The organism is Pseudomonas sp. S2_E01, from assembly GCF_054668365.1.
Genome location: NZ_CP162762.1, coordinates 1,253,029 through 1,267,979 on the forward strand (window position 1 = coordinate 1,253,029; position 14,951 = coordinate 1,267,979).

At 58.0% G+C, this 14,951-nt stretch carries 9 protein-coding genes and 1 pseudogene; 5 read left to right on the forward strand and 5 right to left on the reverse strand.

The features are described 5' to 3' along the window. The first annotated feature begins 85 nt into the window (after nucleotides 1-85). Both AB4O36_RS05670 and AB4O36_RS05675 read left to right on the forward strand, forming a co-directional pair. Nucleotides 86-1,078 carry a diaminopimelate epimerase gene (locus AB4O36_RS05670; RefSeq protein WP_460141210.1) on the forward strand — a complete coding sequence of 331 codons (993 nt, stop codon included), beginning with the start codon at nucleotides 86-88 and terminating at the stop codon, nucleotides 1,076-1,078. 97 nt (nucleotides 1,079-1,175) lie between these two features. After that, a protein-coding gene (locus tag AB4O36_RS05675; RefSeq protein WP_460140388.1) for an IS3 family transposase occupies nucleotides 1,176-2,311 on the forward strand; the annotation gives its coding sequence in 2 pieces (ribosomal slippage) (nucleotides 1,176-1,425 and nucleotides 1,425-2,311; 1,137 coding nt in all). Between the two features lie 111 nt (nucleotides 2,312-2,422). On the opposite strand, the gene AB4O36_RS05680 is transcribed toward AB4O36_RS05675, so the two are convergent. From AB4O36_RS05680 to AB4O36_RS05690, 3 genes are all read right to left on the reverse strand, one after another. Then, nucleotides 2,423-3,358 (reverse strand): IS110 family transposase, encoded by a 936-nt coding sequence (locus AB4O36_RS05680; RefSeq protein WP_460121494.1) that lies wholly within the window; start codon nucleotides 3,356-3,358, stop codon nucleotides 2,423-2,425. A gap of 248 nt (nucleotides 3,359-3,606) precedes the next feature. Then, nucleotides 3,607-4,845, reverse strand: a complete 1,239-nt coding sequence (gene codA / locus AB4O36_RS05685) for a cytosine deaminase (RefSeq protein WP_460141211.1) — start codon at nucleotides 4,843-4,845, stop codon at nucleotides 3,607-3,609. A 33-nt stretch (nucleotides 4,846-4,878) separates the two neighbouring features. Continuing rightward, a complete protein-coding gene (locus tag AB4O36_RS05690; RefSeq protein WP_460141212.1) occupies nucleotides 4,879-5,724 on the reverse strand; it encodes an alpha/beta fold hydrolase in 846 nt (281 codons plus the stop codon). Between the two features lie 98 nt (nucleotides 5,725-5,822). Between AB4O36_RS05690 and AB4O36_RS05695 the strand changes: the two genes are divergently transcribed. Next, on the forward strand, nucleotides 5,823-8,453 hold the full coding sequence (locus tag AB4O36_RS05695; RefSeq protein ID WP_460141213.1) for an RHS repeat-associated core domain-containing protein: 2,631 nt from the start codon (nucleotides 5,823-5,825) through the stop codon (nucleotides 8,451-8,453). A gap of 225 nt (nucleotides 8,454-8,678) precedes the next feature. Then, complete coding sequence (locus tag AB4O36_RS05700; protein ID WP_460141214.1) at nucleotides 8,679-11,297, forward strand: RHS repeat-associated core domain-containing protein; 2,619 nt, start codon at nucleotides 8,679-8,681, stop codon at nucleotides 11,295-11,297. Between the two features lie 191 nt (nucleotides 11,298-11,488). Here AB4O36_RS05700 and AB4O36_RS05705 read toward each other — a convergent pair. Beyond that, nucleotides 11,489-11,606: pseudogene (locus tag AB4O36_RS05705) on the reverse strand (6-carboxytetrahydropterin synthase); the annotation flags it as partial. 200 nt (nucleotides 11,607-11,806) lie between these two features. Here AB4O36_RS05705 and AB4O36_RS05710 point away from each other — a divergent pair. After that, complete coding sequence (locus AB4O36_RS05710) at nucleotides 11,807-14,347, forward strand: RHS repeat-associated core domain-containing protein (RefSeq protein ID WP_460141215.1); 2,541 nt, start codon at nucleotides 11,807-11,809, stop codon at nucleotides 14,345-14,347. A 200-nt stretch (nucleotides 14,348-14,547) separates the two neighbouring features. On the opposite strand, the gene queD is transcribed toward AB4O36_RS05710, so the two are convergent. After that, entirely contained in the window at nucleotides 14,548-14,904 is a 357-nt protein-coding gene (gene queD, locus AB4O36_RS05715) for a 6-carboxytetrahydropterin synthase QueD (protein WP_017339724.1), read from the reverse strand. Between the last annotated feature and the right edge of the window lie 47 nt (nucleotides 14,905-14,951).

The following is a 14,951-nucleotide window of genomic DNA, read 5'->3' on the forward strand; positions in this document are numbered from 1 at the left end:
GCCTCAGAGGCAGGTCGACATCCTTGCACAGCCAGGTGACATTTCGCGATATGTTGTCGGTTTTGATCGGTGGACAGGAGGCGAGATGACGCCGTTTTACGATGCGCGCGGCAATATTTATGCGGTGGTGGCACCGGACGCAGTGCGCGCTGCCGGTATTGATGTGCCGGTGCTGGCCAGCCAGGCGGCGCAGACCCGTGCGGCCTGGGCTCCACTGGCCATCGAGGCGTTCTGTGCCTGGGCACCGGGCACGCAACCGGCAGGCGGTAAGGCGCACCGCAGTGACGGGCTGCTGGTCGGCCCGTTTCAAGCGGCGCCGCCGTTCGACCTGTTGATCGTCAACACCGACGGCACCCTGGCCGAGCGTAGCGGCAATGGCCTGACGATTTTCTCCCAGGCCCTCACCGACCAGGGACTGCTGCCACAGGACGAAGCCTGTTTGCTGCGGGTTCATCATGACAAGGCCGATACGGCGTCGCCCGGGGAAACCTCGGTGAAGGCCGCGCAGGTCGAGGGCGTGTCGGGGTTCTGGCTGGACCTGGGCAAACCCGGCTTCGGCCCGGCGGCGGTCAGTGCACAGAACACCGGCGAGGTGATGTTCAATGCTCGTGATGTCAGCCATGTGCAACCGCTGGCGGCGTTGAACCCCGCCTGGCAATGCAGCCAGTTCGTCCGCGTCGGCAACCCCCACTGCGTGACGCTGGTGGAGCAGGCGAGCGCCTTGCCCACCAATGAGCAGATGCGCCAGGCGGACCTGAACGAAGGCCTGATGCAGATCGCCTACGCCATGCCGACGGGGGCAGGGCGGCCGTGCCCGGCGGGCATCAACCTGCAATGGGCGATGCGCGAGGCAGAGGGCCGAATTGCCGCCCGGGTGTTCGAGCGCGGCGAAGGGCCGACGGCGTCGTCCGGCACCAGCGCCACGGCGGTGGCCTGCGCGGCATGGCGGGTGGGCTGGGTGGCGGCCGGGGAGGTGAAGGTGGTGATGCCCGGGGGCACGGCGCCGATTTTGCTGGAGGAGGTGGATGGGGAGTTGGGGCGGGTGAGTCTGTTTGGGACGGCGCGGTTGATGCGTTGAGCTTTGGGAACCCATCGCGAGCAGGCTGAACTGGCCTAATGATTTTGGACACTTCAATCGGGCGCTATGATAGCGCCCAAATCTGAGGTGTTTGGATATGCGTAAATCCTATTCGAGTGAGTTCAAGCTCAAGGCTGCCAGCATGGTGTTGGATGAAGGTCAGCCGGTTACCGAAGTCTGTGCCAGCCTGGATATCGGCCCCACAGCCCTGCGCCGTTGGGTTGATCAAGTGCAAAAAGAGCGCTTGGGCTCGACTCCGGTGGGGGCCAAGGCGATTACCGCTGATCAACGAGAAATCCAGAGACTCAAAGCTCTGCTCAGAGAGAAAGACCTGGATATCGAAATCCTAAAAAAGGCCAGTGCTCTCCTGCTTTTGGACGCCAAAGATCATTCACGCTGATCGATGAGCTGGGCGAGCAGTACGGCGTTAAAAAGTGTTGCCGGGCGTTTGGGGGCAACCGCAGTAGCTTTTACGCCTGGCGCCAGCGCCAAGGCAGAGCAAATCCTGAACGGGACAAGCTCAAAGCCGCGTTGGTCAGGCACCACAAGGCGTCCAGAGAGTCGGCCGGCGCACGTACTTTGTCCAAGGAGCTACAAGCCAAAGGGCATCGTATCGGGCGTTATATGGCTCGCAGTTTGATGCGCGAAGCTGGCATCGCTAGTCGTCAGCGCCGGCGCCATAAGTACAAGTCGCCGGGTGTGGAGGCCTTGGTGGCGCCGCACGTGCTCAAGCGAAAATTTGATGTGACGGCGGTTAATCAGGTGTGGTGTGGCGACGTGACATACATCAAGGTCGGCAAGCGGTGGATGTACTTCGCCGCCGTTTTGGATCTGTACGCTCGCAGGATCGTAGGGTGGTCGTTTTCGATGATTTCTGATGCCAACCTGACCTGCGAAGCGCTACGCATGGCGGTTGAGCTGCGCGGCCATCCCCAGGATGTGTTGTTTCATTCTGATCAAGGTTGCCAGTACACCAGCCATAAATTCCGAAATGCGCTTGTGAAACATCGGTTCAGGCAAAGTATGAGCCGTAAAGGCGAGTGCTGGGACAATGCCCCGATGGAGCGTTTCTTTGGTAGTTTGAAGTCCGAGTGGGTGCCTGAAACGGGCTACAAACTGGAGCATGAGGCCCGGGCAGATGTGCAGCGCTATGTCTCGCGCTACAACATCAGCAGGCCTCACAGCTATAACGACTACAGGTCGCCGGTCGTGAAGGAAAGATTGGCGGCGTGAACCGTAATCAGTGTCCAAGATTACTTGACCAGTTCAAGCTCGCTCCTACAGGGGGGCGTCGATCACAAATCCAATGTGGGAGATTCTATGTTGCCCGACAAGCTTGAATTCTCAAGCTGACAGGTATTCGCTCTGATTTTTCATCAGGGCGAATGCCACTCGGCAGAGCTTTCGGGCCAAAGCTACCAAGGCCTGGGTTTTCGAGAAGCCTCTGACCAGATATGCCTCGTAAAACGGCTTCCATTTGGCCGAGCGACACGCCGCCATTGCCGCGTTGTAAGCCAAACGACGCACCTCCGGATCCCCTTTTTTGGTCAGGGATCGCAGCCCATTTTTCTTGCCGGAGTCATCGACCGCCAAGTCCATCCCTAGAAACGCGATGAATGCATCGCCGTTCGCAAAATCTCCCCGTATATAGGTCGCCGCCAACCCCGTTGCAGTTAGCTCTCCAACGCCTTCTATGGCTTTGCAGCGCTCGATATTTTCCTCAATTCCTGCCTCCTTACTGACCTTGCGCAGCAGTTTCTGGATAGCCTGATCTGCCTGCTTGAATGCCTTCTGTTGAGCGGTTTGTAGCTTTTTCAACAGAGGTTCACTGGTCCAACTCAACATCAGCCCAGTATGGTTCTTGATCAGCGTTGCCCGCCTGTGAAGAAGGCTCTTCAGTGTGCTGTAGGCTTTGGGCGGCGGGGTCCAGATCCGCAATTTGCTTTGTTCGCTCTCCAGGTAACGCGCCAGCAAGCGTGCATCGCAGGGATCATTCTTGGCTCTTTGACCGACTCCACGGCGGTAATGGCTCACACGATAAGCATCCACTACGTAGACCTGGTGGCCCATTTCGTGAGCCAGCTCGACCGTGTCCAAGTGGTAAATGTTGGTGGCTTCAAGTGCTATGGCACTTTGAGCTGGCAGCGTTTTAAGCCAACGTTTGAGGGCTGCTCGCTCGTTTTTAATGGATTCAAGGGTTTGCTGATCAGCGCGGTAGACAACGATCTCGGCCTTGGCGACATCGATACCGACAACCGTTTGCGAAGTAAGGATTGTCATAACAAATCCTCGGAGCTAGGGTTTAGGTGCTTGTTGGGGTCTACCGTTGCGCTGGCTTGTCTCTATCGTCGGTTAACCGATGAATTCCTTATCGGCGCTTTGGGTAGAAGGGGTGGGAGGAGAAGTCTCCCACGGTCTGTACTGGTCAGAGTCAGAATCGAGTCTGTAGTCCCACCCCACCCCTTCAAGTCTAAACATACAAGCGAGCCTGCTCGCGAGCTTCTTGTCCAGTCAACGCCTATCCCGGATCACCCCAAAAACTCCACCACCGCCATCTCCCGCTTCATCAACACCTTCCCCCCACGCACCGAATACAACGGCAACCCTTGGCTGCGGATCACTTCGTAATCGCTGTCCGCCGACAGAATCAACAGGTTCGCCGGCCGCCCGGGCTCCAGCCCATAACGCTCGCCCAGGTTCAGCGCCCGGGCGCTGTTATCGGTGACCAGATCCAGGGCACTCTGCAAATTGCGGTAACCGAGCATGTGGCAGATATGCAGGCCGGCCTCGAGCACACGCAGGATGTTGCCGTTGCCCAGCGGGTACCAGGGATCGACGATCGAGTCCTGGCCGAAGCACACGTTCATCCCCGCTTCGAGCAACTCGTTCACCCGCGTCACGCCGCGACGTTTCGGGAAGGTATCGAACCGTCCTTGCAGGTGGATGCTTTCGGTGGGGCAAGAGACAAAGCTGATGCCTGAGTGCCCGAGCAGGCGGAACAGCTTGGCGCAATAGGCATTGTCGTAGGAGCCCATGGCCGTGGTATGGCTGGCCGTGACCCGGGACCCCATGTCGCGGCTGCGCGCTTCTTCGGCCAGCACTTCGAGAAAGCGTGAATGCGGGTCGTCGGTTTCATCGCAATGCACGTCTACCAGGCAACCGGTGCGTTCGGCCAGGTCCATCAGGAACTTCACCGAACTCACACCCTGGTCGCGGGTGTACTCGAAATGCGGGATCCCGCCGACCACATCGGCGCCCAGGCGAATCGCTTCTTCCATCAGCTCGCGGCCATTGCGGTACGACTCGATGCCTTCCTGGGGAAAGGCGACGATCTGCATGTCGACCAGGTGCCGGCTTTCCTCGCGCACCTCGAGCAGGGCTTTCAGCGCAGTGAGCTGCGGATCGGTGACATCCACGTGGGTGCGTACATGTTGTATGCCGTGGGCGGCCAGCGCCTGGAGGGTTTTCCTGGCGCGAGCCTTGGTGTCTTGCGCGGTGATCGTCACCTTGCGCTCACCCCAGCACTCGATGCCTTCGAACAGCGTGCCGCTCATGTTCCAGCGCGGCTCGCCGGCTGTCAGTGTGGCGTCGAGGTGAATGTGGGGCTCGACGAAAGGCGGCACCACCAGGTTGCCCCCGGCGTCCAGATCTTCAGGGCCCAGGGTGTGCGCTTCGGTCTGACGGGAAATGTGACTGATCAGACCGTTTTCCAGGTGCAGTTCATGCAGGCCTTCCTGGTTACGCAGACGGGCGTTGACGATATGCATCGGGCGTGTCCTTTTTCATCGGGCGGGTTTGTTCTACGGTAGCGCGGTAGAGCCATTGCCGGCCAGCGGCAGGAAGCGCAGCAGGGCGGCAACGATGGCTTCCGGGGCATCCTCCTGGACCAGGTGCCCGGCGTTGGGCACCGGATGAAACTGCGAGCCGGCTATCAACTGCTGCAAGGCGCGCCCACGCTCGAGGGGGATCCATTGGTCATCTTCGCCCCAGAGAATCTGCACCGGGCAGCGGATGGTCGGGTACAGGGGCTCGACTTCGTGGGTGTACCGCTCGTCCATCTGTGCGATCTGCCGGTAGAAACCCGCCTGGCCCGACTCGCCCAACCAGGGTTGAACGTAGGGGGCGAGCTCGGCGTCGCTGATATCACGCTTGATCGCGCCGCGAATGTACGCGGGCACAATGGCGCGCTGGATGTAGTCCGGCAGGCCGGTGAACGCGGCCTCATGCTGGCGCACATGCCGCACGAACGGTGAACCCCAGGGCGTCAGGGCCACCGGGTCGATCAGCGTCAGGCTGCGGTAGTCCTTGCCGTTGAGCAAATGCGTGCGCAGCACCGTGGCGCCACCGAAATCGTGGGCCACCACGTCCGGGCTATCCAGGCCCCAGTGATCCAGCAACTGCGCCAACAGGTGGTTCTGCACGCCCAGCGACACATCGCCGTCAATCTTCTCGGACTGCCCGTACCCCAGCAGGTCAAAGTAATACACCCGGTGCGAGCAGATGAAATGCGGCACGATGCGGTGCCACACGAAGGACGAGAACGGCGTGCCATGCACGAACACCAGCGGCGGGCCGTCGCCCCGCACCGCATAGCGAACGTTATGCCCGTTGAAACGATAGGTTTGAGCCAGCGGCCAGTCACTCATGATCGCATCCTTATGGCGGGGTGAAAGCCGAAGAGCATAGGCACACCTGTCATTTGTGTCAGTAGACGCTGTTCGGCACAGGGTGGTATTGAGACTCGATGAACACGGTCGAGTTGCATCAGCACACACCCAGCCTGTCGGTCATTGATTCGCGGGGGCTGGGCGTGCGCGGCGTGGCGTACTGGCGGGACGAGGTCGGGCAGGCTGCGGCGACGCGGGCGACGCGGCAGGTGTTCGATGGGGCAGGACGGCTGGCGGAGCAATGGGATGCGCGGTTGAGTGTGCCGGCGGTGGGGCAGCGCGCCAGTTTGTCTGGCAAGGTCCTGGCCAGTGACAGCGTCGATGCCGGCTGGCGGGTATCGCTGTATGGCGAAGCGGATCAGGTGCTGGCGGGCTGGGACGGTCGCGGTAGCCAGGGTGATATTGAATACGACACGTTGATGCGTACGGTGGCGGTCACCGAGCAAGGGCGGGTGGTGGAGCGCTTCGAGTATGGCGGCGTTGATGCCAGCGCGGCCAATCAATGTGGGCGAGTGGTTCGTCACGACGACCCGGCTGGCACCCGGCACATGACCGAGTACGATCTCTCGGGGCGGTCGCAGTGCGAGGTCAGCCATTTTTTACAAACGCTTGATTCACCCGACTGGCCGCTGGAGGTGCCTGCGCGTGATGCGTTGCTGGAGGGCGAGCCGGGGTTGGCCAGTCGCTGGGCGTATTCACCGTTGGGGGATCTGTTGAGCCTGACCGATGCCCACGGCCACTGTCGGCATTTCATCTACTCGGTAGGCGGGCAACTTAGCCAGGGCTGGTTGCAACCGGCTAACACGCCAGCACCCGGCCAATGTCTGGTGTGGGACATCCGCTACAACCCCAACGGCAAGGTCGAGCGGGAGACCGCCGGAAATGGTGTAGTCACCGTCGCCGAGTACGCGCTCAGTGACGGTCGGCTGGAGCGCCTGTCTGCCGGGTTGCCCAACGCCGAGCCGTTGCAGGACTTGCGTTACTCCGTAGACCCGGTGGGCAACATCGTGCAAATCGATGATCATGCCTTGCCGATCCGGTACTTCAAAAATCAACGCATCGACCCGCAGCGCTTATACGTTTACGACACTTTGGGCCAGCTCATCAGCGCCACCGGTTGGGAAGCTGCCAGTCCCGGTGCGATCCTCAATTATCGCGAAGCGTATGACTACGACGCGGGCGGTAACATGACTGAACTGCAGCATGCCGGCGCGCAAGCCTTTACCCGCCGCTGGGCCGTGGCCCCTGACAGCAACCGCAGCCTTATTGATGACGACCAACCGGTGGATTTCCCCAGCCAGTTCGACGCCAACGGCAACCTGCGATACCTCCAGCGCGGTCAGACCATGAGTTGGGACTTGCGCAATCAGCTGGCCAGCGTTTCGCCGGTGGTGAGGGAGGAAGAGGACGACGACACCGAACGCTATATCTACGGTGGGGGCGGTAAGCGGTTGCGCAAGGTGCGTACCGCGCTGACCAGCGCGACCACCGTGACCGCCGAAGTTCGTTATTTGTCCGGCCTGGAACTGCATCGGCGTCCGACTGGCGAGCAATACCAAGTGCTCGACCTCGACGCAGGGCGTAATAGGGTCACGTGGATTCACGGGGCTGATGCACCGGACCATCCCCTGCGTTATCACCTGACCGACCACCTGGGGTCTGGCACTTTGGAAGTGGACGGACTGGGCAACGTGCAAAGTCGTGAAGACTATTACCCGTTTGGTGGCACGGCGTGGGAAGACCACAGCGATCAGGCGGGCGCTTACAAGACCATTCGATATTCAGGCAAGGAGCGTGATACGACGGGTTTGTATTACTACGGGTTCCGCTACTACGCACCGTGGTTGAGTCGCTGGATCAATCCGGATCCGGCGGGGGCGGTGGATGGGTTGAATTTTTATCGTTTTGTACGCAACTCACCCATGGTCAGGATAGATAGGGACGGATTGGATAGTGACGATGAGGATTGGGATTTGCCGGATGAATTACTTTATCTGCCTGGCCCGGAAAATGCGCAATCAGGTGATACGCGAGAATCTGAATTAAGCACACCTGATCCCACACCGCAGCCGTCTGACCCACCTCCGGCAAATATGGCGTCCGGCAACTCGCGAGAATCTGAATTAAACACACCTGATTCCACACCGCAGCCGTCTGACGTTCCTCCGGAGCCAGGGACATCGAATGCTTCACGTCGATCGGCATCGATCTTGAAGTGTGAGACATGTCAAAGAGTATTCAAGCGGCGTGAAAACCTGACGGCTCATGTACGCACGCATACCGGAGAGAAACCTTTTAAATGCGGTTCGTGTGACAAGCGTTATGCGTTTAGACAAAGTCTTGATGTTCATTTGAAAACTCATACCGGTGAGAAGCCATATGAGTGCGAGATATGTGGCTGGGCGTTTTCAGTTCGTGGAAACCTCAATGCTCACAAATCGGTGCATTCAGATGAGAGACCGTACAAGTGTGGCATGTGTGAACTTTCGTTCAAATTGAATTCCCGATTACGTCAACATTTGAAGACTCACTCCGGAGAAAAACCGTATGAATGCCCAAAATGCCCAAAAACATTTTTGAGAAAGCCCGAACGAGATAGGCATGCCTACTCTCATGGAGTACCCCTCTGGTGCACCACGGGCGATTGTCATGCATCATTTAGTACTGAAGTTAACCTGGAGGTACACGTCAAAAAATTTCACTCTTGACTGGCATAGTGATTTTTTGCGTTTCAGACGTAACGCGAGAGCATTACACCTGCTCGTAAGATGGTTTCTGCTCTCCGGTGGCCACTCACAACAGCAGACGCCACCACGCTTTCACATCAATAATTCGAACTAGCACTAATTCTGGCAGCAACGGTTTCACTTCCCCTGCATACCTATCATTTGTGTCAGTAGACGCTATTCGGCACAGAGTGGTATTGAGACTTGATGAACACGGTCGAGTTGCATCAGCACACACCCAGCCTGTCGGTCATCGACCCCCGGGGGCTGGGCGTGCGCGGAGTGGCGTACTGGCGGGAGGAAGTCGGACAGGCTGCGGCGGCGCGGTCGACGCGGCAGGTGTTTGATGGGGCAGGGCGGTTGGCGGAGCAATGGGATGCGCGGTTGACTGTCGCGGCGCTGGGGCAGTATTCGAGCTTGTCTGGAAAGGTTTTGGCCAGTGATAGCGTCGATGCCGGCTGGCGTGTATCGCAGTATGGCGAAGCGGATCAGGTGCTGGCGGGCTGGAATGGGCGGGGTCATCGGGCTGATATTGAATATGACACCTCGTTGCGCACGGTGGCGGTGAGCGAGCAAGGGCGGGTGGTGGAGCGCTTCGAGTACGGCGGCGTTGAATCGAGTGATGCCAATCAATGCGGGCGTGTGGTGCGTCACGATGACCCGGCCGGTACGCGACACATGAGTGAATACGATCTGCTGGGGCGGTCGCAGTGCGAGGTCAGCCATTTTCTGCAAACGCTTGATTCACCCGACTGGCCACTGGACGTTGCTGCTCGTGATGCTTTGCTGGAGGGTGAGCCGGGGCTGGCCAGTCGCTGGGCGTATTCACCGTTGGGGGATTTGTTGAGCCTGACCGATGCCCACGGCCACTGTCGCCATTTCATCTACTCGGTAGGCGGGCAACTTAGCCAGGGCTGGCTGCAACCGGCTAACACGCCAGCGCCCGGCCAATGTCTGGTGCGGGACATCCGCTACAACCCCAACGGCAAGGTCGAGCGGGAGACCGCCGGAAACGGTGTTGTCACCGTCGCCGATTACGCCCTCAGTGACGGTCGGCTGGAGCGCCTGTCTGCCGGGTTGCCCAATGCCGAGCCGTTGCAGGACCTGCGTTACACGGTCGACCCGGTGGGCAGCATCGTACAGATCGATGATCACGCCTTGCCGATCCGCTACTTCAAAAATCAACGCATCGACCCGCAGCGCTTATACGTCTACGACACCTTGGGCCAGCTCATCAGCGCCACCGGTTGGGAAGCTGCCAGTCCCGGTGCGATTCTCAATTATCGTGAAGCGTATGGCTATGACGCGGGCGGTAACATGACTGAACTGCGGCATGTCGGTGCCCAATCCTTCACCCGCCTCTGGGCCGTGGCGCCCGACAGTAACCGCAGTCTGATTGATGACGACCAGTCAGTGGATTTCCCCAGCCAGTTCGACGCCAACGGCAACCTGCAATTCCTCCAGCGCGGTCAGACCATGAGCTGGGACCTGCGCAATCAGTTGGCCAGCGTTTCGCCGGTGGTGAGGGAGGAAGAGGACGACGACACCGAACGCTATATCTACGGTGGGGGCGGCAAGCGGTTGCGCAAGGTGCGTACCGCGCTGACCAACGCGACCGCCGTGTTTGCCGAAGTTCGTTACCTGCCCGGGCTGGAACTGCATCGGCGTCCGACTGGTGAACAATACCAAGTGCTCGACCTCGACGCAGGACGTAATAGGGTCACGTGGATTCACGGGCCTGATGCACCGGCGCATCCCCTGCGTTATCACCTGACCGACCACCTGGGTTCCGGCACCCTGGAATTGGATGAACACACCAACGTACAAAGCCGCGAAGCCTATTACCCCTTTGGTGGCACGGCGTGGGAAGACCACAGCGATCAGGCGGGCGCTTACAAGACCATTCGATATTCAGGCAAGGAGCGTGATGCGACAGGGTTGTATTACTACGGGTTTCGCTACTACGCGCCATGGTTGAGTCGCTGGATCAACCCGGATCCGGCGGGGGCGGTGGATGGGTTGAATTTTTATGGGTTTGTTGACAATTCACCCATTGGTCACGTGGACGCAGATGGGCTGATCAAACAAACGCGTGGGGAGTTTTTCGAAGCAGGTGGAGAACTGCGCTCCAGAGGTCAGCACGAGAGGGATCGGGAGACAGCATCCATAATCGAGGCAAGAGAGCTCGAGCAAGCGGAGTTGCAAGCGCAAGCGGAGGCACAAGTGCTGGCTCGAGTACATGGACAGGCGCGCAAACGGTCGCAGGCACGAGCACGACAGGCCCGAGCGACGGTCCGAGAGGAGAAGGCTTTTCTGGAGTTGGCAGGTGATCAGTCGCCACCAATAGCGGTTGAAGAAATAGAGTTGGCGCCTTTGCCCCCCATCGGCACCCCGACGAATGATGGTCCTGTATCTACTGATCCACAAGCAACACCTCAACGTGAGGCAGTTCCCGGCCCTTCGTCTGCAATTCCGAATGTACCACCCGATCCAAAAATCTGCCCTTATTGCCAGAGAACTTTTCCAAGGCCTAGTCTGACCAAGATCCATGAAAGAAGTCATACCGGCGAGAAACCTTACAAGTGCACTTTGTGTTCTGCAGGTTTTTCGCAAAAAGGCAACCTTAAAAAGCATCTGATGAATCACGATGGCATTAAGCTTTTTTCATGTAAAAATTGCGGGCTCGGCTGCGTTGATAAAACCGCTCTTACAAGACATATGCAAACACACTCCACGCAGAGGAACTTTCACTGTGAACTTTGCAACAGTTCCTTTAAGCAGAAGCGGGGCTTGGATTCACACATGAAAACACATGAAAACACATGATCCGCTTGCTGGATTCAACTGTCAGCACTGCGCAAGACGGTACACCAGAAATGAAAATTTACTGGCACACATTAAAAGGATTCATTCGCGTGCGCCAACATAATCTGATTGAGATATCTAAGTGCAAAGTTTTAAGTGAAAATAACGAGCACAAAAAACCAGCATGTTGGCTGGCTTTTTATAGTGCGTTTTCACTCGCCGCGGTAGATGCAACCGCTGGTGCAAATCTCATGAATCCGGACCGCACTCAGCTCCGGAAAAAAACGGCTTCAACTCGCCCCAGATCTACTTGGCCATCACCTCACTTGTTGAGTGCCCATGCGGGCGTGTCGATTGGATCACAGTGCGACTCATGCATCTGTATGGCGTTTCGAGAACCGGATGTGTTCAGACTGTCATTTGTGTCAGTAGACACTCTGTACCGTTAGGTGCAGTTTATCTCGATGGACATATTCGGGCTTCATCACACGACTCCCACTCTAGGGGCCGCTGATCCGCGAGGGATAGATGTGCGTAATGTGCTGTACTGGCGCGAAGAAGTTGACCAGGCGGTGGCGGCGCGGGCGACGCGCCAGGTGTTCGATGGTGTGGGGCGCCTAGCGGAGCAATGGGATGCGCGGTTGAGTGTGCCGGCATTGGGGCAGTGCGCCAGTTTGTCTGGCAAGGTCCTGGCCAGTGACAGCGTCGATGCCGGCTGGCGGTTATCGCTGTATGGCGAAGCGGATCAGGTGCTGGCGGGCTGGAATGGGCGGGGTCATCGGGCTGATATTGAATATGACACCTCGTTGCGCACGGTGGCGGTGAGCGAGCAAGGGCGGGTGGTGGAGCGTTTCGAGTATGGCGGCGTTGAATCGAGTGATACCAATCAATGCGGGCGGGTAGTTCGTCATGACGATCCGGCCGGCACCCGGCACATGACGGAATACGATCTGCTGGGGCGGTCGCAGTGTGAGGTCAGCCATTTTCTGCAAACGCTTGATTCACCCGACTGGCCACTGGACGTTGCTGCTCGTGATGCTTTGCTGGAGGGTGAGCCGGGGCTGGCCAGTCGCTGGGCGTATTCACCGTTGGGGGATCTGTTGAGCCTGACCGACGCCCATGGCCACTTTCGCCATTTCCTCTACTCGGTAGGCGGGCAACTTAGCCAGGGCTGGTTGCAACCGGCTAACACGCCAGCGCCGGGCCAATGTCTGGTGCGGGACATCCGCTATAACCCGGCGGGCAAGGTCGAGCGGGAGACCGCCGGAAATGGTGTGGTCAACTTGGCCGAGTACGCCCTCAGTGACGGTCGGCTGGAGCGTTTGTCTGCCGGGTTGCCCAACGCCGAGCCGTTGCAGGACCTGCGTTACTCCGTAGATCCGGTGGGTAACATCGTGCAAATCGATGATCACGCCTTGCCGATTCGGTACTTCAAAAATCAACGCATCGACCCGCAGCGCGTTTATACCTACGACACGTTAAGCCAGCTCATCAGCGCCACCGGTTGGGAAGCTGCCAGTCCCGGTGCGATTCTCAATTATCGTGAAGCGTATGGCTATGACGCGGGCGGCAACATGACCGAGTTGCGGCATGTGGGCGCACAGGATTTTACTCGGCGTTGGCTAGTGGCCCCGGACAGCAACCGCAGCCTGATCGACGACGACCAGCCCGTCGATTTCCCCAGCCATTTCGACGCCAACGGCAACCTCCAATACCTGAAGCGGGGTCAGGAGATGAGCTGGGACTTGCGCAACCAGTTGGCCAGCGTATCGCCGGTGGTGCGCGAAAACGAAGCGGACGACATCGAGCGCTACATCTACGGCGGTGGCGGTAAACGGCTACGCAAGGTGCGTACCGCGCTGACCAACGCGACCGCCGTGTTTGCCGAAGTTCGTTACCTGCCCGGGCTGGAACTGCATCGGCGTCCGACTGGCGAGCAATACCAAGTGCTCGACCTCGACGCTGGACGTAATAGGGTCACGTGGATTCACGGGGCCGATGCACCGGCGCATCCCCTGCGTTATCACCTGACCGATCACCTGGGGTCCGGCACTGTGGAAGTGGATGAACAGGGCAACGTACAAAGCCGTGAAGACTATTACCCCTTTGGCGGCACGGCGAGTGAAGACCATCGCGACCAGACTGGGGCCTACAAGACTATTCGATATTCAGGCAAGGAACGCGATGCGACGGGGCTTTATTACTACGGGTTCCGCTACTACGCGCCATGGTTGAGTCGCTGGATCAACCCGGACCCGGCGGGGGCGGTGGATGGGGTGAATTTTTATCGGTTTGTCGACAATTCGCCGGTGGGGTATGTGGATCTGGATGGGCGGGTGAAGCGCGCACGCGAGGATGCTGAGGACGCAGGCGTTAAAATACGCACGAAAGCGGCACTCCAAGGTGACCGCAATGTGGCATCCAGGATGCAACAAACTGAGTATATTGCGCCGGTGGTGCCACCGGCTCCGAATCCAACTGTTAATGAGGCACTACTTGAAGGAGATTTGGACTCGCAGCTCTCCAGTGTGAGTTCAATTGGCTCTGTGAGCGAAATAACGTCTTTTTTGGGCTTGGTTGAAAATTTACACCCTCCTGCCAGTTTGGACGAGATAGTGTTGACACCTTTGCCCCCCATCGGCACCCCGACGAATGATGGTCCTGCATCTCCTGATCCACAAGCAACACCTCAACGTGAGGCAGTTCCCGGCCCTTCGTCTGCAATTCCGAATGTACCACCCGATCCAAAAATCTGCCCTTATTGCCAGAAAATTTTCTCAAGGCCTAGTCTGACCAATCTTCATGTTAGACGTCATAACGGCGAGAAGCCTTATCAGTGCACTTTGTGTGCTGCGGATTTTTCGCAAAAAGGCAACCTTAATAAGCATATGATGCTTCACGCTGGAATTAAGCCTCTTTTATGTGAAAAGTGCGGGCTCGGCTGCGTTGATAAAGAGGCTTTAACTAGGCATATGCAAACACACTCCGATCAGAGGAATTTTGTCTGTGAACACTGCGGCAAGTCCTTTAAGCAGAAACGGGGCTTGGATATACACATGAAAATACATTAATCAGCTCGCTGGATTCACCCTGTCCGCACTGCGTAAGACGATTCACCAGAAATAAAAATATGCTGGAACACATTAGAAGGATTTGGATTCATTCGCGTGTGCCAACATAATTTGATTGAAAGACATATAAGTGCAAAATTTAAGTGAAAATAACGAACACAAAAAAGCCAGCATATCCGCTGGCTTTTTATAATGCGTTTTCATTCCCCGCGATAAATACACCCACTCGTACACGTCTCATGAATCCGAATCGCACTCAACTCCGGCAATAGCGGCTTCAACTCACCCCAGATCCACTTGGCCAACACTTCACTGGTCGGATTTTCCAACCCCGGAATGTCGTTCAAATAGTTGTGGTCCAGGCGTTCGTACAGCGGCTTGAAGATCGCCTTGATCTCGGAGAAGTCGCGAATCCAGCCGGTGTGGGGATCGAGGTCGCCGCTCAGGTGGATCGCCACTTTGAAGGAGTGGCCGTGCAGGCGGCCGCACTTGTGGCCTTCCGGCACGTGGGGCAGGCGGTGGGCGGATTCGAACGTAAATTCCTTGAAGATTTCCACAGTGTTTTCAGCTCTGTCAGGTGGCGATCGCCGGGGCGATTTGGGCA

Coding starts and splice junctions, on each gene's coding strand:
- AB4O36_RS05670 (WP_460141210.1), top strand. CDS start 86: ATGACGCCGTTTTACGATGCGCGCGGCAATATTTATGCGGTGGTGGCA.
- AB4O36_RS05680 (WP_460121494.1), bottom strand. CDS start 3,358: ATGACAATCCTTACTTCGCAAACGGTTGTCGGTATCGATGTCGCCAAG.
- codA (WP_460141211.1), bottom strand. CDS start 4,845: ATGCATATCGTCAACGCCCGTCTGCGTAACCAGGAAGGCCTGCATGAA.
- AB4O36_RS05690 (WP_460141212.1), bottom strand. CDS start 5,724: ATGAGTGACTGGCCGCTGGCTCAAACCTATCGTTTCAACGGGCATAAC.
- AB4O36_RS05695 (WP_460141213.1), top strand. CDS start 5,823: ATGAACACGGTCGAGTTGCATCAGCACACACCCAGCCTGTCGGTCATT.
- AB4O36_RS05700 (WP_460141214.1), top strand. CDS start 8,679: ATGAACACGGTCGAGTTGCATCAGCACACACCCAGCCTGTCGGTCATC.